16 protein-coding genes are annotated in these 22877 nt (G+C 66.3%); 11 read left to right on the top strand and 5 right to left on the bottom strand.

What is annotated here, in order from left to right; all coding sequences use genetic code 11:
• The 3 genes from QX128_RS29860 to QX128_RS29850 form a co-directional block, all read left to right on the top strand.
• Nucleotides 1-1257, top strand: a 1257-nt coding sequence (locus QX128_RS29860; RefSeq protein WP_316239309.1) for a mannose-1-phosphate guanylyltransferase/mannose-6-phosphate isomerase, incomplete at its 5' end; no start/stop codon positions are given.
• Nucleotides 1258-1326: 69 nt separating this feature from the next.
• The gene (locus QX128_RS29855) at nucleotides 1327-3549 is read left to right on the top strand and encodes a tetratricopeptide repeat protein (protein WP_316239308.1); all 2223 of its coding nucleotides are present in this window, start codon (nucleotides 1327-1329) and stop codon (nucleotides 3547-3549) included.
• Nucleotides 3550-3606: 57 nt separating this feature from the next.
• A complete protein-coding gene (locus QX128_RS29850) occupies nucleotides 3607-5826 on the top strand; it encodes a tetratricopeptide repeat protein (protein ID WP_316239307.1) in 2220 nt (739 codons plus the stop codon).
• Between the two features lie 9 nt (nucleotides 5827-5835).
• Here the strand turns inward: QX128_RS29850 and QX128_RS29845 are convergent, their stop codons facing one another.
• Nucleotides 5836-6546 carry a DUF1223 domain-containing protein gene (locus tag QX128_RS29845; RefSeq protein ID WP_316239306.1) on the bottom strand — a complete coding sequence of 237 codons (711 nt, stop codon included), beginning with the start codon at nucleotides 6544-6546 and terminating at the stop codon, nucleotides 5836-5838.
• A 360-nt stretch (nucleotides 6547-6906) separates the two neighbouring features.
• Here QX128_RS29845 and QX128_RS29840 point away from each other — a divergent pair, with 360 nt between their 5' ends.
• The 3 genes from QX128_RS29840 to QX128_RS29830 all read left to right on the top strand — a co-directional run bounded on the left by QX128_RS29840 (nucleotide 6907) and on the right by QX128_RS29830 (nucleotide 10202).
• Nucleotides 6907-7914: a Gfo/Idh/MocA family oxidoreductase gene (locus tag QX128_RS29840; RefSeq protein ID WP_316218709.1), complete on the top strand. Its 1008-nt coding sequence runs from the start codon at nucleotides 6907-6909 to the stop codon at nucleotides 7912-7914.
• 49 nt (nucleotides 7915-7963) lie between these two features.
• Nucleotides 7964-9112 carry a DegT/DnrJ/EryC1/StrS family aminotransferase gene (locus QX128_RS29835; protein WP_316239305.1) on the top strand — a complete coding sequence of 383 codons (1149 nt, stop codon included), beginning with the start codon at nucleotides 7964-7966 and terminating at the stop codon, nucleotides 9110-9112.
• A gap of 829 nt (nucleotides 9113-9941) precedes the next feature.
• A complete protein-coding gene (locus QX128_RS29830; RefSeq protein WP_316218781.1) occupies nucleotides 9942-10202 on the top strand; it encodes a hypothetical protein in 261 nt (86 codons plus the stop codon).
• Here the strand turns inward: QX128_RS29830 and QX128_RS29825 are convergent.
• On the bottom strand, nucleotides 10199-11101 hold the full coding sequence (locus QX128_RS29825; protein ID WP_316218782.1) for a hypothetical protein: 903 nt from the start codon (nucleotides 11099-11101) through the stop codon (nucleotides 10199-10201). The two genes, QX128_RS29830 and QX128_RS29825, sit on opposite strands and share 4 nt — an antisense overlap.
• Nucleotides 11102-11612: 511 nt before the next feature.
• Between QX128_RS29825 and murJ the strand changes: the two genes are divergently transcribed.
• The 4 genes from murJ to QX128_RS29805 all read left to right on the top strand — a co-directional run bounded on the left by murJ (nucleotide 11613) and on the right by QX128_RS29805 (nucleotide 17250).
• Entirely contained in the window at nucleotides 11613-13142 is a 1530-nt protein-coding gene (gene murJ, locus QX128_RS29820) for a murein biosynthesis integral membrane protein MurJ (protein WP_316239304.1), read from the top strand.
• A gap of 149 nt (nucleotides 13143-13291) precedes the next feature.
• The gene (locus tag QX128_RS29815; protein ID WP_316182945.1) at nucleotides 13292-15601 is read left to right on the top strand and encodes a xanthine dehydrogenase family protein molybdopterin-binding subunit; all 2310 of its coding nucleotides are present in this window, start codon (nucleotides 13292-13294) and stop codon (nucleotides 15599-15601) included.
• Between the two features lie 130 nt (nucleotides 15602-15731).
• On the top strand, nucleotides 15732-16181 hold the full coding sequence (locus QX128_RS29810; RefSeq protein ID WP_315805319.1) for a cytochrome c: 450 nt from the start codon (nucleotides 15732-15734) through the stop codon (nucleotides 16179-16181).
• Between the two features lie 148 nt (nucleotides 16182-16329).
• On the top strand, nucleotides 16330-17250 hold the full coding sequence (locus QX128_RS29805) for a cytochrome c (protein WP_316239303.1): 921 nt from the start codon (nucleotides 16330-16332) through the stop codon (nucleotides 17248-17250).
• Between the two features lie 27 nt (nucleotides 17251-17277).
• Here the strand turns inward: QX128_RS29805 and QX128_RS29800 are convergent, their stop codons facing one another.
• Complete coding sequence (locus tag QX128_RS29800; protein WP_315805321.1) at nucleotides 17278-18438, bottom strand: ABC transporter substrate-binding protein; 1161 nt, start codon at nucleotides 18436-18438, stop codon at nucleotides 17278-17280.
• A 238-nt stretch (nucleotides 18439-18676) separates the two neighbouring features.
• Here QX128_RS29800 and QX128_RS29795 point away from each other — a divergent pair, with 238 nt between their 5' ends.
• Complete coding sequence (locus tag QX128_RS29795; RefSeq protein ID WP_315805322.1) at nucleotides 18677-21199, top strand: EAL domain-containing protein; 2523 nt, start codon at nucleotides 18677-18679, stop codon at nucleotides 21197-21199.
• Here QX128_RS29795 and QX128_RS29790 read toward each other — a convergent pair.
• Both QX128_RS29790 and QX128_RS29785 read right to left on the bottom strand, forming a co-directional pair.
• Nucleotides 21153-22217 (bottom strand): helix-turn-helix domain-containing protein, encoded by a 1065-nt coding sequence (locus QX128_RS29790; RefSeq protein ID WP_316182993.1) that lies wholly within the window; start codon nucleotides 22215-22217, stop codon nucleotides 21153-21155. The two genes, QX128_RS29795 and QX128_RS29790, sit on opposite strands and share 47 nt — an antisense overlap.
• Nucleotides 22218-22585: 368 nt before the next feature.
• Entirely contained in the window at nucleotides 22586-22831 is a 246-nt protein-coding gene (locus tag QX128_RS29785) for an Lrp/AsnC ligand binding domain-containing protein (protein ID WP_315805323.1), read from the bottom strand.
• Nucleotides 22832-22877 lie beyond the last annotated feature (46 nt).

The following is a 22877-nucleotide window of genomic DNA, read 5'->3' as shown; positions in this document are numbered from 1 at the left end:
TTCGAGCGGCCGATCATCATCACCAACCTGGCCTATCGCTTCATGGTGCTGGAGCAACTGGCCGAGATCGGCATCGAGGCCGACGTCCTGCTGGAGCCGATGCGACGCGATTCAGGCCCGGCGATCGCCGCCGGAGCCGCCTTTGCCCAGTCGCGCCATCAGGATGCTGTCGTGCTGGCGCTCGCGGCCGATCACGTCGTTCGTGACACCCCCGCTTTTCTCGCGGCGTGCCGCCAGGGGCTCGCTGCCGCCGAGGCCGGCCGCATCGTCACCTTCGGCGTCAATCCGGAGCGCGCGGCCACAGAATACGGCTACATCAGTCCTGGCGCGCCGGTATCCGGGGAGGTGCGGGCGGTCGCGAAATTCGTCGAGAAGCCGGACCAGCCGACCGCGGAGCGCTACATTCGCGAGGGCTATCTCTGGAACAGCGGCAACTTCATGTTCCGCGCGTCGGTCCTGCTCGACGAATACCGCAAGTTCGATGCCGACAGCGTGCAGACGGTCACCAACTCCGTTGCCAAGGCCGGCCGCGACCTCAGCTTCATCATCCTCGACTCCGACGCCTTCGCCGCGGCCAAGCCGATCTCGATCGACTATGCCGTGATGGAGAAGACCGAGCGTGCGGCCGTGGCCCCGGTGTCGTGCGGCTGGTCCGACGTCGGCTCCTGGCATGCGGTCTGGGAATTGTCCGACAAGGACGGGCAGGGCAACGCCGCGCGCGGCACCGCCGTGTTCGAGGATTCCCGCAATTGCAACGTCGTCACCGACAAGGCGCTGGTCGCGCTCGAAGGCGTCGACGATCTCGTCGTGGTGGCGGCGCAGGATGCCGTGCTGGTGTCGCGCCAGCGCGATGCCAACGGCTTGAAGCGGCTGGTCGCCAAGCTCAAGACCGTCGCGCCGGAGGTCACCGAGGCGCACATCAAGGTGCACCGGCCCTGGGGCAGCTATCAGTCGGTCGACAATGGCGAGCGCCACCAGGTCAAGCGCATCATCGTCAAGCCCGGCCAGCGGCTGTCGCTGCAGAAGCACTATCACCGGTCCGAGCACTGGATCGTGGTGCGCGGCGCGGCGCGGGTCACGGTGAACGAGACCGTTCAGACCGTGCATGAGAACGAATCGATCTACATCCCGATGGGCGCGGTGCACCGGCTGGAGAACCCGGGCAAGATCCTCTTGGAGCTGATCGAGGTCCAGACCGGGTCCTATCTCGGCGAGGACGACATCATCCGCATCGAGGACGATTACCGCCGCGAGTAGGGCGGGGTCTCGCCGCGAATCACGCGAGCCGTGCTAGACAGCCCCGGAGTCGTCCGCCGGAGAGCTTCCTTGCAAAGCACGATCGGATCGCGTGCGTTCCAGAACGCGCGCCTGCAGAAGAAGAACCGCAAGCAGGCCGACGGCCTGCTGCCGAAGGCCGTCGAGGCCTACCGGGCGGGCCGGCATGCCGATGCCCAGGCCATCTGCGGTCAGGCGCTGGCCCTCGTGCCCGACCATTTCGACGCTCTTCACCTTCTCGGCGCCTCCGCGCTCGACAGCGGCCGGCTCGATCTCGCCGAGCAGGCCCTGACCCGCGCCGTCGCGGTGGAGCCGCGCAATGCCGAGGCCCTGGCCAATCTCGGCCTGGTGCTGTTCAGCATGAAGCGCTACGAGGAGGCGCGCGCGGTTCAGGAGCGCGCCGTCGCGCTCAAGCCCAATTTCGCCACGGCGCTGACCAGCCTCGGCAACACCCTGATGAACATGCAGCTGTTCGCGCAGGCGATCGAGGCGCACGACCGCGCCATCGCGCTGAAGCCGGACTTCGCCGACGCCTACTGCAATCGCGGCATGGCGCAACTGCTCCTGCTGCGCAACGAGGAGGCCCGGCAGAGTTTCGACCGCGCCCTGGCGCTGGCGCCGCGGCACATGCAGGCGACGTTCGGCAAGGGACTGGTCAGCGTCAACCTGCGGCACCTCGAGCAGGCGCTGGCCGCCTTCAACGCCGCGCTTGCCATGAAGCCGGGGACGGCGGCCGTCATCGCGCAGCGTGGCCGGCTCTATGTGCAGATGGGACGGTTCGCCGAGGCCGAGGCCGATTTCGATGCCGCGCTGGCGATCGACCCCGGGCTCGAAGCGGCGCTGCTCGGCAAGGCGCATGTCTGCGTGCTCACCGAGCGGATCGCGCCAGCGATGCTGGCCTGCAAGCGGGTGCTGGAGCAGAATCCGGCGTCGGAAGTCGCGCTGATCTGGCTCGGCACGTGCCTCGCGAAGCAGGGCGACACGGCCGGCGCCATCCAGCACTTCGATCGCGCCCTCGAGATCAAGCCGGATTTCGAGGATGCGATCATGAAGAAGATCTTCGCGCTCGATTTCTATCCCGGCGCCGACGTCGCCCTGCATCAGGCCGTCCGCCGCGAATGGTGGGAGCGGATCGGCGCGCATATCCAGCAGCGCCAGCTTGCCGCCATCGACCGCGATCCGGATCGCCGCATCACGGTCGGCTACGTGTCGTCCGACTTCCGCAGCCATTCGGCCGCGCTGACCTTCCTTCCGGTGCTGCGCCATCACGACCACGCGGCGTTCAAGGTCATCTGCTACTCGTGCTCGCCGCTGGTCGATTCCGTCACCGAGCAGTGCAAGGCTGCGGCCGATGGCTGGATCGAGGCATCTCAGTTGTCCGACGATGAACTCGCCGATCGCATCCAGGCCGATCAGGTCGACATTCTCGTCGACCTCTCCGGTCATTCGGCCGGCAACCGGCTCACCGTGTTCGCCCGCAAGCCCGCGCCGATCCAGGTCACCGCGTGGGGCAATGCGACCGGCACCGGCCTGCCCACCATGGACTACTTCTTCGCCGATCCGGTGACGGTGCCGGCGGCAGTACGGCCGCTGTTCGCCGAGCAGGTCTACGATCTGCCGGCACTGATCACCACGGATCCTCTGCCGGACGCGCAGCCGACACCGCTGCCGATGTTGCGCAACGGCTACGTCACCTTCGGTGTCTTCAACCGCGTCGACAAGATCTCCGACGAGGTGCTGACGGTGTGGTCGGCGCTGCTCCGGGCGCTGCCGGACGCCCGCGTCGTGATCAAGAACGGCGCGCTTGAGGATGCATTCCTGCGCGACACGCTGATCGCCCGCTTCGCCGCGCACGGCGTCGGCGAGAGCCGCCTTACGTGTCTGGGCGCGTCGATGCGCCATGAGCACATCGCAGCGTTCGCCAACATCGACATCTCGCTCGATCCGTTCCCGCAGAATGGCGGCGTCAGCACCTGGGAATCGCTGCAGGCCGGCGTGCCCGTGGTTGCCAAGCTCGGCAGCAGCGCAGCGTCGCGGGCCGGCGGCGCGATCGTCAAGGCGGTCGGGCTCGACGACTGGGTGGCCGAGGACGACGAGGGCTACATCGCGATCGCCGTGCGACACGCGGCCCAGCCGGCCGAGCTGGCTCGGCTCCGCGCCGAGCTGCCGGCGCGGGTGGCCAACTCCGCTGCCGGCAATGTCGAGACCTACACGCGCAAGGTCGAGGAAGGCTATCGCCAGTTCTGGCGCCGCTATTGTGCCGCCGGCGGCTGAGCGCCGTCCGCAGTACGCCTGTTCTGTCGATCTACGCGTCACTCCGGAGGCCGTCTTTTGGCAAGCGACGTCGGTTCCCGCGCGTTTCAGAATGCGAGGCTGCAGAAGAAGCATCGCAAGCAGGCCGATGCGCTGATGCAACAGGCCGTCGCCGCTTATCGCGGCGGCCGTCGCGCCGAGGCGCAGGCGATCTGCGGCCAGATCCTGGCGCTGCTGCCCGATCATTTCGATGCGCTGCATCTGCTCGGTGTGACGGCGCTCGACAGCGGACAAATGGAGATGGCCGAGCAGGCGCTCATCAAGGCCGTCGAGATCGAGCCGCGGAATGCCGAGGCGCTCTCCAATCTCGGTCTGGCGCTGTTCAACCGCAAGCGCTTCGAGGAGGCGCGCAAATGCCAGGAGCGGGCAATCGCGCTGAAGCCGAATCTGCTCGTGGCGATCACCGGCCTCGGCAACACGCTGATGCGGCTGGGGCGGCCGGAGGAGGCGATCGCCGCGCATGACCGGGCGATCGCGCTCAAGCCGGACTATGCCGACGCCTATTGCAATCGCGGCATGGCGCTGCTTCCGCTCGCCCGCAATGCGGAGGCCAATGCGAGCTTCGATCGCGCATTGTCGCTCAACCCGCGCCACATGGAGGCGATGTTCGGCAAGGGCCTCGCCAGCATCAATCTGCGCCATTCCGACGAGGCGTTCGCGGCGTTCGATGCCGCGCTTGCAATCAAGCCCAATGCCGCGCAGGTGCTGGCACAGCGCGGCCGCCTGCACCAGCAGGCCGGACGGTTCGAGCGGGCCATGGCCGACTTCAAGGCCGCCCTGGCGCTCGATCCATGGCAGGACGTGGCGTTGCTGGGCTTCGCGCAGCTCAGCGCCATCAAGGACAATATCGCGCCGGCGATGGACGCGTGCCGCAAGGTGCTGGAGCTCAATCCGGCCTCCGAGGTCGCCTGGACCTGGCTCGGCGAATGCTTCTGCAAGCAGGGCGATCTCGCAACGGCCTTGCAGCACTTCGAGCGTGCGCTCGAGATCAAGCCGGATTTCGGTGATGCGATCACTGCCAAGATCTTCCTGCTCGACTTCATGCCGGACACCGACTTCGCTCAGCACCAGGCGGCGCGCCGGGAATGGTGGACCAGGATCGGCAGCAAGATCGTGCGCCGGCCGCCGCCGGTCCGCGACCGCGATCCGGAGCGGCGGCTGACCATCGGCTACGTCTCCTCCGATTTCAGGAATCACTCGGCTGCGCTGGTGTTCCTGCCCGTCCTGCGCCACCACGACCATCAGGCGTTCAAGGTCGTCTGCTACTCCTGCTCGCCGCTGCAGGATGGCATGACCGAGCGCTGCCGTTCCGCCGCCGACCTCTGGGTCGACGCCTGGCAGATGTCCGATGAGGAACTGAGCGATCGCATCGAGGCTGATCAGGTCGATATCCTCGTCGACCTCTCCGGCCATTCCGCCGGCAACCGGCTGCCGGTGTTCGCGCGCAAGCCGGCGCCGGTGCAGGTCACCGCGTGGGGCAGCGGCACCGGAACGGGGCTTCCCACCATCGACTACTTCTTCGCCGATCCGGTGACCGTGCCCGAGGCCGCGCGTCCTCTGTTTGCCGAGCAGGTCTACGACCTGCCGGCCGTCATCACCACCGATCCCTTGCCGGGATGGCAGCCGACGCCGCTGCCGATGCTGCGCAACGGCTACGTCACATTCGGCGTGTTCAACCGCATCGACAAGATCTCCGATCCAGCGCTTGCGCTCTGGTCGCGGCTGATGGGCGCGCTGCCGGACTCGCGGATCGTCATCAAGAACGGTGCGCTCGATGAGCCCTTGCTGCGCGATGGGCTCGTGGCCCGGTTCGTGGCGCACGGCATCGCCGAGGGGCGCATCACCTGCCTCGGCCTGTCGACGCGCGATCAGCACATCGCGCAGTTCGCCGCGATCGACATGTCGCTCGATCCGTTCCCGCAGAATGGCGGCGTCAGCACCTGGGAGTCGTTGCAGGCCGGCGTGCCCGTCGTCGCCAGGCTCGGCCACGGCGCCGCGGCGCGGGCGGCGGCCGCCATCAACACGGCGGTCGGGCTCGCAGAGTTCGTGGCGGAGGACGATGACGGGTACATCGCCATCGCCCTGAAGCATGCGGCGCAGCCCGCGGAACTGGCGAAGCTGCGGGCGCAACTGCCGGCGATGGTCGCGAACTCCGCCGCCGGCAATGTCGAGACCTACACGCGCAAGGTGGAGGAGGGCTATCGTCTGTTCTGGCGCCGTTATTGTGCCTCCTCCTGATCGTGGCGGCTACAGCCGCGCTGCACCGACGATGCGCCCGTCCGCCGCTTCGAGAATCACCGCGGCATCCTCGCCCTCCGGCATCGGCTCGGTGAGGCGCAGCGCGCTGCCGCTCCAATCACCGAGCGTCCGCACCGAGCGCACCACGTTCAGCTCCTCCAGCGTGCGGCCGCCATTCTCGCCGCGGCCGATCGCGGTTTCATGCCGATGATCGAAGCCGACCAGGAGCAGGCGTCCGCGTCCTTCACCGCCGCCGACCTCGACCGTGAGCTTGTCGCCATTGCGTGCGAGCTTGAGCCGCGCCGCCGTCGCGCTCGCGCCTCTGGCGCGATCGATCGCAGGTCCGACCTCCGCCCGGTTGGAGCCGACATGGCTCGTCGTGCCGTCGACGACGATCTCCGGCGTGTAGGAGCCGTCGCCGAAGCGGCTGCCGTAGCGGGCCTGACGATCGGTGGCGGCCGGCAGCGAGAACGGATCCTTCCAGCCGAGCCGGTCCCAATAGGTGACGTGAAAGGCGAGCGGCAGCACGTCGCGGCGCTGCCGCACCAGCTCGTTCAGATAGGCATTTGCAGGCGGGCAGGAGGAGCAGCCCTGCGAGGTGAACAGCTCGATGACGACGGGCCGATCCGTGGCGGCGGCCGACGGCGACCATGGGGCAAGCGATGCGAGCAGCACGGCGAAGGCGGAGGCGTGGCGGAGCGAGGCGAGGCTGAGGGGCATGGGTGTTCTCCCGCGTTGTGACGTGATCTCCTTCGCTGGCGGGAGCCATCGCGTTACCTCCTGCCGCGGCCAACACGCAGGCGTGAAGACGCATCCACCGTTACTTTCGCGACCTGTCGCGACGCGTGAGCAGGGCGCCCGCCACACCTGAAGCGCATCGCGCACGCCATTCAAAAGACAGCGTTTTTCGTCCGTGCCGGATGTAACTTTCTGAATCAAATCGTGTCCTGAAAAGGCTTTCCGCATTCGCCTCGCTTCGAGCGGCATGCTAGGAGAGCTTCGACCGGTGATTTGCAGTTCGTTAACCGTTGCGGCCAATCCGTGACGTCGCAAGCCGGGGGCATTGATGGGGTCGATGACATGAGTTCCAAGGGGGCGGGCCACAAGGCCGAGCTGAGGCAGGCGCTGCGCGTCGGCGTCATCGGAGCCGGCGTGATGGGCAGCAATCATGCCCGCGTGCTCGCCGGACTGCCCGACGTGCATCTGGTCGGCGTGGTCGATCCGCTGCCCGCGCATCGCAGCCGCGTCACCGAGCTCGCGAACTGCCCGACCTTCGAGAGCCTCGACCAGCTCGTCGCCGAGGGCGTCGACGCCGTGACCATTGCGGCGCCGACGCATCTGCATCATGAGCTTGCGCTGGCCTGCATCGCGCGCAAGGTTCACCTGATGGTCGAGAAGCCGATCGCCTCGACGGTGGACGAGGGCAGGGAGATCGTCTCGGCCGCGCATCGCGCCGGCGTCACCCTGATGATCGGCCATGTCGAGCGCTTCAATCCGGCGGTGGCCGCGATCAAGAAGGCGATCGCCGGCGAGGACATCCTGTCGATCGCGATCACCCGCGTCGGCCCGTTCCCGCCGCGCATGTCCAATGTCGGCGTCGTCATTGATCTCGCCGTGCACGACATCGATCTGATCCGCTGGTTCACCGAGTCCGATATCATCGAGGTGCAGCCGCAGCTGTCGAGCGCGGTGGCCGAGCGCGAGGACATCGCGCTGCTGCAGTTCCGCACCGCCTCGGGCGTGCTCGCCCACATCAACACCAACTGGCTGACGCCGTTCAAGGCGCGCAACGTCACCGTGGCGACGCGCGGCAAGTACATCATGGGCGATCTGCTGACGCGCCAGGTCACCGAATGCTTCGGCTTCAAGCCGGACGGCAGCTACTCGATGCGTCATCTCCCGGTCGGCCATGACGAGCCGTTGCGCGCCGAGCTGATCGCCTTCCTGCACGCGGTGCGCTCGGGCACTGCGCCGGCCGTCACCGGTGACGAGGGCGTCGCCAGCCTCGCGATCGCCACGCAGTGTCTGGAGACCTCGAGCCATCGCCCGGCCGAGGCCGCCGCCACCAAGCGGCGCGCGGCCGGCTAGCCGCGCCTCCGCTCCATCCATTTCCGTTTCCGAAAAATTGTCAGAGCTCATGAACCAGCACCTGCGTCATCAACCCATTCCGTTCATCGACACCGCCGCGCAGCGCCAGCGGCTCGGCAAGTCGCTCGACGACGCCGTCGCCCGCGTGCTCGCGCATTGCCAGTTTCTCGGCGGCCCCGAAATCATTCAGCTCGAGAAGGAGCTGGCCGAGTTCTGCGGTGCCAAATACGCCGTGAGCTGCTCCAGCGGCACCGACGCGCTGCTGATGGTGCTGATGGCGCAGGGCATCGGCCCGGGTGACGCGGTGCTGTGCCCGTCCTTCACCTTCTGCGCGACCGGCGAAGCGGTGGCGCTGACCGGCGCCACGCCGGTGTTCGTCGACGTGCTGGAGGACACCTTCAACATCGATCCGGCCTCGCTCCGCCGCGGCATCGCCACCGCCAAGCGGCTCGGCCTCAAGCCGAAGGCCGTGATCCCGGTCGATCTGTTCGGCCAGGCCGCCGACCATGATGCAGTGGCCGCCATCGCCGCGGACGAGGGCCTGTTCGTGCTCGACGACGCCGCGCAGGGCTTTGGCGCCAGCTACAAGGGCCGCCGCATTGGCACCTTCGGGCTCGCCACGGCGACCAGCTTCTATCCGGCCAAGCCGCTCGGCTGCTTCGGCGACGGCGGCGCCATCCTCACCGACGATGCCGGCCTCCTGGAGCGCCTGCGCAGCGTGCGCGCCCATGGCGGCGGCAGCGACAAATACGACAACGTCCGCCTCGGCCTCACCGCGCGGCTCGATACGATCCAGGCGGCGGTGCTGCTCGAGAAGCTCAAGATCTTCGACGACGAGATCGCCGCGCGCAATGTCGTCGCCGAGCGCTACACGGCGGCGCTGGCCGACGTCGTGAAGGTGCCTCGCCTGGTCGACGGCTGCACCTCGGTCTGGGCGCAATACACCATCCGCCTGCCCAAGGGCGTCGATCGCGACACCTTCGCCGCCGCGTTGAAGGCGCAGGGCATCCCGACCGCGATCTACTATCCGAAGTCGATGCACCAGCAGACCGCCTACCGCATCTTCCCGAGCGCCGATGGCGGCCTGCCGGTCAGCGAGCAGCTCTCCGCCGACGTCATCAGCCTGCCGATGCACGCCTATCTGGACGAGGCGACGCAAGGGCGCATCATCGACGTCGTGCGCGGCGCACTGGCCTGAGGTCTTACGCATCGTCGCGCATCTCCGCTGGCGGCCCGACCGGCCGCAGCGTGTATGAATGATCTGTCCCACCGGCAGCTCCAACAAACACTGTCGTCCCGGCGAACGCCGGGACCCATACCGCGTGATGTCTGGAAGGGGCAGGCGGCCCGTTCCGCGCGCCCCATCGGCTGCACGGCGTATGGATCCCGGATCGGCGCCCGCCGCCGCTTCGCGTCGGCAGGCTTGTCCGGGACGACAGCGGAGTGCGTGGTGCGCCTCCCCGCCAGCGTCGCAAGTGCCGACGTGCGACCGGCATGCTCACTGTCATTGCGAGCGAAGCGAAGCAATCCAGGGCTGCGCGTGCGGTCCTGGATTGCTTCGTCGCTTCGCTCCTCGCAATGACGGTGGTGAGACATGTGTTCACCTTCTCGCGGCGCATCTGGCGTCCGAGCTTTGCTGTTCGTCATGCCCTCCCGAAAAGAGGGCACGGGGAATGCCGGGCGCTGGCCGCACCCATGGCCCGCCTGCGAAAAAAATGCAGGCGGCAGGAACCACAGGTTCAGCCGAGACATCCCGGCATTCCCCGCGCGATGGTTTTGACGGCTGCTTCGCGTTCTCCCCGGTGCTCCGGGCTTTTTGGCCACCGTGCGCGCAATGCGCTTTCGCGCATTACGCGGGGCATCAGCGTCGGGATGCCAGGACCACGCGACTTGACCGTGCGCATCGACGTTGTTCGTCGGCGTGGCGAACCACGCTGCAACATCGACACGCCCACCGCATCCCGCCTCAACGTCCGTGACGACCGCGAAGCGCCCCTCTGATCGAGTCGGGACGGGCGCATCCAATCATGATTTCTGATAAAAAGAAAGAAGAATCTTTCTCCGAAACGGACTGGATAGAGGATGCGCTTGAAGCGGTTAGCGAAATAGCTTTTTGCGCAGTTGGCAGGGACGGAAAAGCGGGCGGGAGACGAGCAGGCGATAACGAAATGCCGCGCCTCATCGCGAAGATTGGATCGGAACGGGGGGCGATGCCCGCATTCGGCGATCATTGGACACTAGCTTGCGCCGCTTGGCACCGCGATGCAAAGAAAGTTTCGGCTTCTTAACCAGCAAAAATCACGTACCCGTCTTCCAAACTGAAACTGCCTTCTTCAACAGGATAGGTAGGCGTTGGAAATAGCCTTGATATTCCAAAGCGCCGCAAGTGGTCTTGGTACTCTGATGTTTCAGGCAAGCCGTGCCTGATATGCTGCCCAAAAATTGCAGAGCGGTTTCTCGTTTCGGCACTTTCGATCCAGCACAGGAACTGGTGTCGGAGATAGGAAGCCTTTGATTCGTGATACGTCACACAATCGGCTTCCTGACACCAGAGGGCTGTCGACGACAACTCGGGGTGCTCGGCAATTGTATCGGGATGCGGGATCTCGGCGTGTAGCTTCCATCCGTTTTCCGACGACGGGAGACTTAGGAAGCTCCAAAGGACTACGAGGCTGAATTGAGCAAACTGGTACTGCACAGCACAAACCTTGTGGCTGCAGAACAGCAGAAACTCTCGTTTGGGCGGTCCGACGAAGACGGAGTACAAGAGTATAAAGCGCGTTGGGTCATATTTTCCAAGTCCGACCTCTATCGTGCTTTTTTTGAACCCCGGAATGTAATGTGGTTGTGCTAGGTTTGGACATCGTCTTGAGAAGAGCGGAACGAAGCCAGTTTTCGACTTTATCGCCTTTGTGAAGCTGTACCCGTGCCGCAGATGCTCGCCGACCCGATAGGTATGGTGAAATGTATTGAGCCCGTGCGTACTATTTGGGCTCGTGTGAAGCGAATATCGCTGTTCATCGATAAGCTTGCCCGCGAAGGGGTCGTTCTTGTTGTCAGGGTTGTGGAATAGAGATCGTCGAAACAGCAGCTTAAGGTCGCCGGTTTTCTGGCTCTCCAGAACGAAGAAAAGCTCACGCTGCGCTGCGTTGGCTTCGATACAAAACGATACCCGCTTGTCCGGCACAAATCGTTCCTTTCCGTCCTCGCCTGCAACGAAGTGCCGGTGAGCTCTTCGCGGCCTTACCCAATCCTCAGTAACTTAACTACCAAGTTAGCACAATCTGGAGTTGACAAAGTAGGTTTTCGGAGGACTGCTCGGGCTGGCCGACTATTTTAGTTTGGACGAAAACGTGACATTGATTGAGTGTTTGCATCGGCTGCGGCGGATTACGCCCCGCTAACGGGTCCGCCCCACGACCTGTTACTCCGTCATGGCCGGGACAGGCCTGGACAGGCCCGACCATGACGACGTGGAGGCAGACGGGCGCAACACGAGGACCGCCACATGCGATAGCCCTCCCGCACGTGGGACAGGTCTTCCCGGCGGCGCGCCGCACAGCCCCGAGATGATTTGTGCCGGTCCTGGCTCGCAAGCCCGGGCAGTGCCGCGAGAGTGTCGCCACACTTTGGCCGCAAGCGGGAATCGCACACGTTCCCCGCTTCAAACTCCCCTCCCAATCCTCTACAAGCCCCCCATGCTCGGACGTATCTTCACCGTTGGCGGCTATACCTTGCTGTCGCGCCTTACCGGCTTTGCCCGCGATATCATGCTGGCGGCGATTCTTGGCGCCGGGCCGGTGGCGGACGCGTTCTTCATTGCGTTCCGGCTGCCGAACCATTTCCGGGCGATCTTTGCCGAGGGGGCGTTCAACGCGGCGTTCGTGCCGGCCTATGCGCATGTGCATGGCGAGAAGGGGCCGGCCTCCGCCAGCCTGTTTGCCGACCGCATCTTCACGCTGCTGCTGGCGTCGCAGGTGGTGCTGCTGATCCTCGCCTGGGCGTTCATGCCGCAGGCGATGACCATTCTGGCGCCGGGCTTCACCGACGATCCGGCGCAGCGCGAGCTTGCGATCACGCTGACGCGAATCACCTTTCCGTATCTGCTGCTGATCACGCTGGTGACGCTCTATGGCGGCATGCTCAATGTGATGCAGCGGTTTGCGAGCGCCGCGGCGGCGTCGATCTTCCTCAATCTCGCGATGATGGCGACCCTGGCGCTGGCGGCGTTCTTCCCCGGTGTCGGCCATGCCGCCGCCTGGGGCGTGCTGATCTCCGGCTTCCTGCAATATTTCCTGCTCGCCGGCGATCTCGCCCGCCATGGCGGGCTGCCGCGGTTTGCGCCGCTCAAGCTCGACGACGACATCCGCGCCTTCTTCAAGGCGCTGGGGCCGGCGACGCTGGGATCGATGGGCACCCAGGTCGCGATGTTCGCCGATACGATCATCGCGACGTTCCTCCCCGCGGGCGCGATCTCGGCACTGTATTACGCCGACCGCCTCAACCAGTTGCCGATCGGCGTGATCGGCATCGCCATCGGGACGGTGCTGCTGCCGGAGATGTCACGGCGGCTCACGGCGAACGATCACGACGGCGCCATGGAGCAGCAGCGCCGGGCGTTCGAGTTCACGCTGCTGTTCTCGGTGCCGTTCGTCGCCGCCTTCCTCGCCGTCCCCGACGTGATCACCCGCGCGATGTTCGCGCGCGGCGCCTTCACCAAGGGCGACGCCGCCGCGGCCGGGGCGACGCTCGCCGCCTATGCCGTGGGCCTGATCCCGTTCGTGATGATTCGCAGCGCGGTCTCGACCTTCTACGCGCGCAAGGACACCGCGACGCCGGTGAAGGCCTCGCTGACGGGGCTGACCGCCAACGTCGTGCTGAAGGTGCTGCTGATGGGCTCGCTCGCCCAGGTCGGACTCGCGCTGGCGACGGCCGTCGGCGCCTGGATCAATCTGCTGCTGGTGCTCGGCTTCGCCGTGCACAAAGGCTATCTGCACTTCGATCGGCGGCTCACCTCGTCGCTGCTGAAGTTCGCCGGGACCGGCGTGGTGCTCGCGGCGGCGTTGTGGGCAACGGCCCTGGTGGCATCGACCCGGCTCGCGTCGCTCGGCCGCATGCAGGACGAAGCCGTTCTCGGTCTGCTGATCATCGTCGGCGCCGTCATCTACGTGGGCGCCATCCTCGTGCTGTTCGGTCCGCGCTGGCTGAAGGCCCTCGTGCGGCGCTGACGTTTGCGCTGCAGCATGGCGTGCTGGCATGCCTGCCGAGAGTTGACCGCGCGTGTTCGGGGAGCGGCCATATGCCGTTTGCGCGAGGGCGTGATCCGCTGCAATATGCTGGCCAATCGTCGCGACAATGCAGTGGGAAGTGAAACCAGATGGCAGCTCCGATCAAGTTCGGTATGGGACAAAGCGTTCTCCGGAAAGAGGATGACGCGCTGATTCGCGGCAAGGGCCGCTACACCGATGATCTCGCGCCATCCGCTGCCCTGCATGCCCTGGTGCTGCGCTCGCCGCATGCCCATGCCAAATTCACCATTGATGTCACCCAGGCGCGGCTGTTGCCGGGCGTGGCGCTGATCCTGACCGCCGAGGACACCGCCGAGCTCGGCGGGCTGCCGTGCCTGTTCAATCTCGAGACCGATCCGTTCACCGCGCCGCCTTATCCGATCCTCGCCAAGGACGAGGTGCGCCACGTCGGCGATGCCATCGCCTTCGTCGTCGCCGACACGCTCGACCACGCGCGCGATGCGCTGGAGGCGATCAAGGTCGAGTGGACGACGCTGCCGGCGGTGACCGGCGTCGTGAACGCGATCAAGCCGGATGCGCCGCAGGTCTGGGCCGAGCACAAGGGCAACGTGCTGTTCGATGTCGGGATCGGCGACAAGGCGGCGGTCGAGGCGGCGTTCGCGAAGGCGCATGCGGTCGCCGAGATCCGCATCGTCAATCCGCGCGTGGTGGCGAGCTTCATGGAGACCCGCGCCGCGGTCTGCGACTACGACACCAAGCGCGACCATCTGACCCTGACGGCCGGCAGCCAGGGCAGCCACCGCCTGCGCGACATCCTCTGCCAGAACGTGCTGAAGATCCCGACCGAGAAGATGCGGGTGATCTGCCCCGACGTCGGCGGCGGCTTCGGCACAAAACTGTTTCCCTACCGGGAATACGCGCTGGTCGCGGTCGCCGCGCAGCGACTGCGCAAGTCGGTGCGCTGGGCCGCCGACCGCTCCGAGCATTTCATGGGCGATGCGCAGGGCCGCGACAACGTCACCACGGCGAAGATGGCGCTGGCCGAGGACGGCAAGTTCCTCGCGATGGACGTCGACCTGATGGGCGACATGGGCGCCTATCTGTCGACCTTCGCGCCCTATATCCCGCATGGCGGCGCCGGCATGCTGCCGGGCCTCTACGACATCCAGGCCTTCCACTGCCGCGTGCGCACGATCTTCACCCACACCGTGCCGGTCGACGCCTATCGCGGCGCGGGCCGTCCCGAGGCGGCCTACGTCATCGAGCGTCTGGTCGACGCCTGCGCGCGCAAGCTCGACATGTCCGTCGATGCGATCAGGCGCAAGAACTTCATCCCGCCGCGCGCGCTGCCCTACAAGACCGCGACCGGAAAGGTCTATGATTCCGGCGATTTCAACGCGCACCTCAAGCGCGCCATGGAGATCGCCGAGTGGAAGGAGTTTTCGAAGCGCGCCAAGGCCGCCAAGAAGCACGGTCTCATTCGCGGCATCGGGCTCGCGAGCTATGTCGAGGTCTGCGGCACCATGGGCGAGGAGACCGCCAACGTGCGGCTCGACCCGAACGGTGACGTCACCATCCTGATCGGCACGCAGTCGAGCGGGCAGGGCCACCAGACCGCCTACGCCCAGATCGTCGCCGAGCAATTCGGCCTGGCGCCGGAGCGCGTGCACATCCATCAGGGCGACACGGCCGAGATCGCGACCGGCCTCGGCACCGGCGGCTCGGCCTCGATCCCCTCCGGCGGCGTCAGCGTGCAGCGCGCCACCCACGAGCTCGGCGACAAGCTCAAGCAGATCGCGGCCGAAGCGCTCGAAGCCGGGCTCGGCGATCTCGAGATCGCCGACGGCGTGATCCGCGTCGCCGGCACCGACCGCGCGATCTCGTTTGCCGACCTCGCCAAGCGTCCCGGCGTCGATCCTGACAAGCTCAAGGGCAGCGCCACCTTCGCCAGCGCCGACGGCACCTATCCGAACGGCACCCACGTGGCCGAGGTCGAGATCGACCCGGCGACCGGCATCATCCGGATCGTCAACTACGTCATCGTCGACGATTTCGGCGTGACGCTGAATCCGCTGCTGCTGGCCGGCCAGGTGCATGGCGGTGCGGTGCAGGGCATCGGCCAGGCGCTGATGGAGCAGGTGGTCTACAGCAACTCCGACGCCCAGCTCGTCACCGGCAGCTTCATGGACTACGCGCTGCCGCGCGCCGCCGACGCGCCGTCCTTTACCTTCGAGACCCACAACGTGCCCTGCAAGACCAATCCGATGGGCGTCAAGGGCGCCGGCGAAGCGGGGGCGATCGGCTCCTGTCCGGCCGTCGTCAATGCGATCGTCGAAGCCCTCTGGCGTGAGTACAAGATCGATCACATCGACATGCCGGCGACCCCGGAGCGCGTCTGGATCGCGATCCGGGAGCAGCATCGCCGTCATAGTCTCTGAGTACTCTCCCTCCGGATCTCCTCCGATATCCGCCTCAATTCCGGAATAATCCGCCGGCTGAGGGGTTGACCAACCGAGCGACCCCGTCCGGGTGGGCTGGACGGGATTGTGACAACAAAGGAGCGAATTGATGAAGCGGACTGTCGTGGCTGTCGCAGCTTTGCTGCTAGGGGCCGGCGCCGTGATGGCACAGCAGGATCTGGTCAAGCATAGCCAGGACACGATGAAGGCCAACGCCAAGAACCTCGGCGGTGTCCTGATCGCGATGGTCAAGGGCGAGAAGCCGTATGACCAGGCCGCCGTCAATGCCGCTCTGGCCCAGCTCGAGGACACCGCCAAGAAGCTGCCGACGATGTATCCGGCGAGCCTGAAGGGCGCCAAGTTCGAAGGCGACTACGGTCCGTCGCCGAAGATCTGGGAAGACCAGGCCGGCTTCAAGGCCAAGATCGACAGCTTCGCGAAGGTCGTCACCGAGGCCAAGGCGAAGATCAAGGATCTCGACAGCCTGAAGGCGACCGCGCCGGGCATCGGCAAGGAATGTGGCGGTTGCCACGAGACCTTCCGTCTCAAGAACAGTTGATCTGACCTGCCATCCACGGGGGCGGACGCGACATTGCGTCCGCCCCCGTTTGTTTGCGCCGTGCGGGCGTCCTGACGTATCACGGCGCCGCCGAGCTCCGGTAATGATCGCCGGGCCGACGATCTCCTCCTGCTGTGACGGAGCCACCATGCTACGCCGCCTCCTGCTTGCTCTCTGCGTGCTCGGCGCCGCTGGCCTGACGGTGTTCTGGTGGTTGACCCAGCCGTCGACGATCACGCTCGCAGCGGCGACGCGCGCGCCGGATCTCGCCAACGGGCAGGAGATGTTCAACATCGGTGGCTGCGCGTCCTGTCACGCCGTGCCGAACCAGCCGGATCGACTGAAGCTCGGCGGCGGCCTGCCGCTGGCCTCGCCATTCGGCACGTTCTACGCGCCCAACATCTCGCCCGATCCCACTGACGGTATCGGGCGCTGGAGCGAGGCCGAGTTCGTCAATGCGGTGGTGAGGGGCGTGTCGCCGGGCGGCAGCCACTACTACCCGGCGTTTCCCTATCCCTCCTACGCGGCCGCGAAGATCGACGACGTCCGCGATCTCTTCGCCTACATGAAGACGCTGCCGCCGGTTGCGGGCGCCTCGCGCGCGCACGACATGCCATTTCCGTTCAACATCCGTCGCACCGTCGGGGTCTGGAAGCTGCTGTTCTTCGACGGCAAGTCCTTTGCCGCCAACGCCTCGCGCCCGGCGGAGTGGAATCGCGGCGCCTATCTGGTCAGCACCTTCGGCCATTGCGCCGAGTGCCACAGCCCGCGCAATGCGCTCGGCGGCATCGTCTCGGCGCAGCGGCTGGCGGGTGGGCCAGAGCCGGAAGGTCAGGGCTTCGTGCCGAATATCACCCAGAAGGGCCTGTCGGACTGGAGCGAGAGCGACATCAGCTATTTCCTCGAGACCGGACAACTGCCCGACGGCGACAACGTCGGCGGCTCGATGGCGCGGGTGATCCGCAACACCTCGCAGCTCTCGACCGAGGATCGCAAGGCGATGGCGGTCTATCTGAAATCGCTGCCGCCGGTGGAAGGCCCGCCGAAGCCGAAGAAGCCGGCAAGCTGATCAGTTCGGCGGGCGCGCGCGCTCAGGTCAGATCGGCTTGAAGCTGCCGTCGCTCTGGATCACCGTCAGCGACACCGGCGGTGGATTCTCCTTGCGCGCGTTGCCGAAGCTGACCACCAGCCCGCCGATGTCGAACTGGCCGACCTCGTTGATGATGCGGAGCAGCTCGGCGCGGGTCGGGTTCGGCCCGGTCATCGCCAGGGCGCGCGCCACCAGTCGGCCGGTGATGTAGCCCTCGAGGCCGATGAAGTCCGGCGTCTGGCTCGGATCGAGCGTCTTCATCGCGGCCTGATAGTCGGCGACGATGCGGAGGTCGGTGTCCCACGGAAACGGCACCACCTCGGAGACGACTACGCCGCGGCCTTCCGGGCCGAGCTCCTTGGCGAGCGCGTTGCCGCCGACGAAGGAGACCGCCGTAAAGGTCGGATTGAAGCCGCTGCGATGCGCCATCTTGATGAACTCGGCGCACGGGCCGTAGGTGCCGACCAGGATCACCGCTTCAGGCTCCGCGCGCCGGATGACCTTGAGCGCGGCGCCGACGGCGCGCGTGTTGCGCTCGAACGTGCCTTCGGCCGCGAGCTCGAGGCCGCGGCGATCGAGATGCGTCTTCACGCCGGCCAGTACGTCGCGGCCGAACGCGTCATCCTGATAGAAGATCGCGATGCGGGTCAGGTGAAGCTCTTCGGTGAGATACTTGATCGAGGCTTCCGCCTCCGCCGCGTAGCTCGCGCGGATGTTGACGATGTTCTGGAATTCAGGCGTCCGCAGGAATTCGGCGCCGGAGATCGGCCCGATGAAGGGGACGTCGTTGGAGGCCGCGATCGGCGCAGTGGCCATCGCGGTCGGCGTGCCGACGGCGCCGATCAGCGCGAACACCTTGTCCTCGTAGATCAGCTTGATGGTCTCGACGACCGAGCGATCGGGGTCGTAGCCGTCGTTGCGGCTCAACAACTTGAGCCTGCGTCCGTAGACGCCGCCCTTGGCGTTGAGCTCGTTGAAGGCCGCCAGCAGTCCCTGGCGCGCCGCTTGGCCCAGCGCGGCCGACGGGCCTTCCAGCGCCGCCACCTGGCCGAACATGATGGTGTCGTTGGTGACGCCGAGCTCGTCGGCGCGCGCAGACCCCAGCGGGAGCACGCCGGCGATCAAGATGAGAATGAAGGAGATCCGAAGGCTTGAAAACCAGTTCATTGCGATCTTCGATGCACGGGGTACACTTGATGACAACTCAGTCTAGGCGTGTTGAATGAAGACCTCGCTAAAGACGTAGCCCGCGCTTGATCGCGTTTTGGGCGGCCCTCAACAGTCAGCCGTTAACCAAGCCCCGGTTTCTGGTACGCCACAACGGATCATCTTTGACCGTCCTTAACTTACCGCGGCCAGCATCGGCCGCATCGTGGTGAGGGGCAGCCGTTTGGCGGGGGCCATATTGCAGGTTGAAGAGTACAGCGCACCGACGCTGCAGGAAAAGGATGATGCTCGCAGCGGTAGCGGGCGCGAGAGGCTGCGCGCGTCGTTATCGCGATACCGCCTTTATCGCCCTGCGATCATCGCGGCATGCGTCGGCGTCGTGCTGTCGGTGGTCGGGACGGTTGCCGTGGGACGCTGGGAGAACCGGCTGGCGCGCACCGATTTCGAAGGCTTGGCCGAAGCCCAGGCGATCCTGGTCCAGAACGGCGTCAACGAATATGTCAGCCGGCTGACCGCGCTGCGCACCCGCTTCGAATCCGCCAACGACGACATTACGCGCAGCGAGTACCAGACCTTCAGCGCGCGCCTGTTCGAGTCGCATCGCGGCATGCTGCGGCTGGCGTGGCTGCCGCGGATCAAGCGCAAGGAGCGCGGCGAATACGAGGCGGCGGCGATCACCGACGGCGTTCCCGCGTTTCGCATCAAGTCCTATCCCGACGGCACCGTCGCGCCGGAGAGCGACGAATACTATCCGGTCTACTTCTCCACCGAGGCGAAGACCTCGCCGGTCTACGGTCTCGACTATTGGAGCATTCCCGACCATCGCGCCGTGCTGGAGCAGTCGCGCGACTACGACGTGATCGGCGCGTTGCGCACGCGTCAGAACCTGATCAATCAGAACGAGCGCAATAACGCCGTGATGATCGGCATCCCCGTCTACGCCAAGGGGACGTCGCGCACGACGGTCGCCGACCGCCGGCGCAATCTCTCTGGCTTCATCATCGGCGTGTTCGACCTGCCGACGCTGTTGCAGTCGGTGCGCGCGAACAATCCCAACAGCCCGGCGCTCGCGATCAACCTGCTGCCGCCCGAGCGCGTGATCAATGCCTCCGGCGTGGACCCGCAGCGCTGGCCCGCGGACCCCAGCATCTGGTCGACGACCTTGCGCATCGGCGATGCCGACTGGGTGTTCCAGGCGGCGCCCGCCGGTGGCAGCCTGATGGCGAGCCACAATCGCGCGCTGGCGCTGTATGCGGCCGGCATGGCGACGACGATCTTCCTTGCCGTGTATCTCGCGCTGTCGAGCCGCAACGCCCTGCAGCTCGCGCTCGCCAATCGCCGCGTGCTCGAGCTGGCGCAGACCGACGCGCTGACCGGCCTTGCGAACCGCGCCTTCTTCCTCGAGGAAATGGAGCGCATCAACGACGAGAAGAGCGGCCGCTTCACCGTCTTCCTGCTCGACCTCGACCGCTTCAAGAACGTCAACGATTCGCTCGGCCATGGCGCCGGCGACGAGCTGCTGGTGCAGGTGGCACAGCGGCTGAGATCGCAGTTGCGCGACGAGGACGTGCTGGCCCGGCTCGGCGGCGACGAGTTCGCCCTGATCCAGGCCGGCGCCTCCGACCAGCGCGCCGCCGCGATCGAGCTCGCGCAGCGCATCACCCGGCTGATCGCGGAGCCGTACCAGCTCGGCGGACAGCGCGTCGAGATCGGCACCAGCATCGGCATCTCGCTCGCGCCCCAGCACGGCCGCGACCAGGAGCACCTGCTTAAGAAGGCCGACCTCGCGCTCTACCGCTCGAAATCCGCCGGCCGCAGCTGCTACACGCTCTATGACGATGCGATGTCGGCCGAGCTCGAGGCGCGCAACACGCTCGAGGGCGATCTGCGCGACGCCATCGCGCAGTGCCAGTTCGAGGTGCACTATCAGCCGTTCTACGACGCCGAGACGCGCGAGCGGTGCGGCGTCGAGGCGCTGGTGCGCTGGCGCCATCCGGTCAAGGGGCTGGTGCCGCCGGACAAGTTCATCCCGCTTGCGGAGTCGACCGGCCTGATCGTGCCGCTCGGCGAATGGATCATCGGGCGCGCCTGCGACGACGCCACCGCATGGCCCGACGACGTCAAGATCGCCGTCAATCTGTCGCCGGTCCAGTTCAAGCAGGCCGAGCTGTTCGACGTGATCCAGTCGGCGCTCGCGCGGTCGGGCCTCGATCCGAAGCGTCTCGAGATCGAGATCACGGAGTCGGTGCTGCTGGAGCGCGCGGCCGAGAACGAGAGCTTCATCGATCGGCTGAAGGGCCTCGGCATCTCTCTGGCGCTCGACGATTTCGGCACCGGCTATTCGTCGCTGCGTTCGTTGACGGCGTTCCCGTTCAACAAGATCAAGATCGACAAGTCCTTCGTCGCCAATCTGAGCGTGCGCGACGAAAGTGCCGCCGTCATCTCATCGGTCGTGACGCTGGCGCGGGGGCTCGGCATCCAGATCACCGCCGAAGGCGTCGAGACCGAAGAGCAGCTGGTGCAACTGCGCTCGCTCGGCGTCAACTTCGCGCAAGGTTATCTGCTGGGCCGGCCGATGCCGGTCGAGCAGCTTGAGCAGCATCTGGAGATCGCCCGCGCTGCATCCGAGGCCGACGAGCCGCAGCCGGCCGAAGACGCATCCGAGGACGATGCATCCGAGGACGACGATCCGCGCTCGGCGGCCGTCGTCGCGCTCATTCCCCGGTCCGGGGCGCTGCTATCCCTCGCATCCAACGGCTGAGCGGCGAGGCGGCTTCGGCATCTGCGTCGACCGGCAGGCGTGCCAGGCCCAGCATGGCGGCCTCGCGCGCGGCGCTCGGCGTGATGCCGTAGGCGGTCTTGAACAGCCGCGTGAAATGGGCATCGGTGCCGAGCTGCCAGCGCCGCGCCACCTCGCTGATGCGCTGTGTCCGCGACCCGGTCCCGGCGAGATCGAAGAACGCGCGATGCAGGCGGCGGCTGCGGATGTAGTCGGCGATGCCGCCGATCGGCGCGAACAGGCGATAGAGCGACGCGCGCGACATCCCGAAATGCAGCGCCACCGCGTCGGCGCTGAGCTCGGGGCTCGACAGCTGCGCCTCGATGTATTGGCGGATGCGGAGCAGCGAAGCATCCGGCGTCACGCTGCGGTCGGCATCGCGGCGTTCGAGCTCGCCGCGCAGGCAGGCCGAGATCAGCGCGATCGTGCCCTCGACCGCGGCCTGGCACTCGTCGAAACTCATGCGCGGCGCACAGTCGAGCAGTGCGCCGAAATGCCGCGCCAGCAGCGGCGCCAGCGCGCCGCTGCGCGGCAGCACCAGGCCGTGCAGGTCGTCGACCTGCAGCAGGCGCGCATCGAACATCGGACGGGGAACGACCAAGGTAATGTTCTCGAACGGCGTCGCGCGCGTTTCGAGTGTCTGGGCGAGATCGAGCACGCAGAGGTCGCCGGCCTCGACCCGGATCGGCGCGGCCGCCGCGACCCCCTCGTAGCTGCCGCTCACGTAGAGCTGCAGGATGATGTGGTCGACGCCGCTGCGGGCAATGGTCTCGGCCGATCGGCGGAACCGCTGGCCGCTCGCCCGGGCCGATCCGAGCAGCACGGAGCCCAGCGCGTAGGACAGCACGTCCGCCCTGAACGGAGCGGCCTCGCCGGCCGCGAGCTCGTCGACCTCGAAGAACGTCGAAGTGGCCTCGCGCCACGCCGCGATGTTCGCCTCGGTGTCCATCTGCTCGGCGCAAAAGCCGTAGCTCGGCAGCAGGGACGAAACGGCTTTGATCTCACTCTTCACACGGCGCCGCAGTCATTCTTGAGTTTTCGTCTCAACCTCTTGATCGACCGTATCGGATCGGTTGCTCGCCTTGACCGGGTGCTCCGCGCACCCGCTATAGAACGCCTATCGCCAAGTTGCCGAAAGGGAAAGCCGGGCCGTTCGACGGTCCCCCATTGCCCCTCACGATCGAAAGGTCCGGCTTTCCGGCCCACTGGCGCGAATTGGCGGACAACGGTCTCCGGCCGCCACCGTCTTTCATGACGAAACCATGCTTGACCCATTTTCAGGACCTCGGCGCCCGTCGGTCACGACGGGCGCCTTTGTCGTGGGGCAGGCGACCGACGGGCAGGCACCGGGTCAGGATGAGCGCGTCGCTAGGTGGCGCCGAAGGCCTTGAACGTGATGATGGTGTGGGTGTCCTGAATGCCGGGCAGGACCTGGACCTTCTCGTTCACGAAGTGGCCGATGTCGGTGTCATTGTCGACGTAGAACTTCACCAGCAGGTCGTAATTTCCCGCCGTCGAGTAGATCTCGGAGGCGATCTCGGCTTCCGCCAGCGCATTGGCGACCGTGTAGGACTGGCCGAGCTTGCACTTGATCTGGACGAAGAAGGGAACCATTGCGGGCTGTCTCCGGAAGGCATCTTTCGCCTCAATATAGCGTTTT

This window comes from Bradyrhizobium sp. SZCCHNR1015 (genome assembly GCF_032489875.1).
In the GTDB taxonomy this organism is placed as follows: domain Bacteria; phylum Pseudomonadota; class Alphaproteobacteria; order Rhizobiales; family Xanthobacteraceae; genus Bradyrhizobium.
Note: the sequence above shows the minus strand (reverse complement) of the source record. Positions and strands in the feature narration are given on the sequence as shown.

Coding starts and splice junctions, on each gene's coding strand:
- QX128_RS29845 (WP_316239306.1), bottom strand. CDS start 6,546: ATGCCCCTCAGCCTCGCCTCGCTCCGCCACGCCTCCGCCTTCGCCGTG.
- QX128_RS29840 (WP_316218709.1), top strand. CDS start 6,907: ATGAGTTCCAAGGGGGCGGGCCACAAGGCCGAGCTGAGGCAGGCGCTG.
- QX128_RS29835 (WP_316239305.1), top strand. CDS start 7,964: ATGAACCAGCACCTGCGTCATCAACCCATTCCGTTCATCGACACCGCC.
- QX128_RS29830 (WP_316218781.1), top strand. CDS start 9,942: ATGATTTCTGATAAAAAGAAAGAAGAATCTTTCTCCGAAACGGACTGG.
- murJ (WP_316239304.1), top strand. CDS start 11,613: ATGCTCGGACGTATCTTCACCGTTGGCGGCTATACCTTGCTGTCGCGC.
- QX128_RS29815 (WP_316182945.1), top strand. CDS start 13,292: ATGGCAGCTCCGATCAAGTTCGGTATGGGACAAAGCGTTCTCCGGAAA.
- QX128_RS29810 (WP_315805319.1), top strand. CDS start 15,732: ATGAAGCGGACTGTCGTGGCTGTCGCAGCTTTGCTGCTAGGGGCCGGC.
- QX128_RS29805 (WP_316239303.1), top strand. CDS start 16,330: ATGCTACGCCGCCTCCTGCTTGCTCTCTGCGTGCTCGGCGCCGCTGGC.
- QX128_RS29800 (WP_315805321.1), bottom strand. CDS start 18,438: ATGAACTGGTTTTCAAGCCTTCGGATCTCCTTCATTCTCATCTTGATC.
- QX128_RS29785 (WP_315805323.1), bottom strand. CDS start 22,831: ATGGTTCCCTTCTTCGTCCAGATCAAGTGCAAGCTCGGCCAGTCCTAC.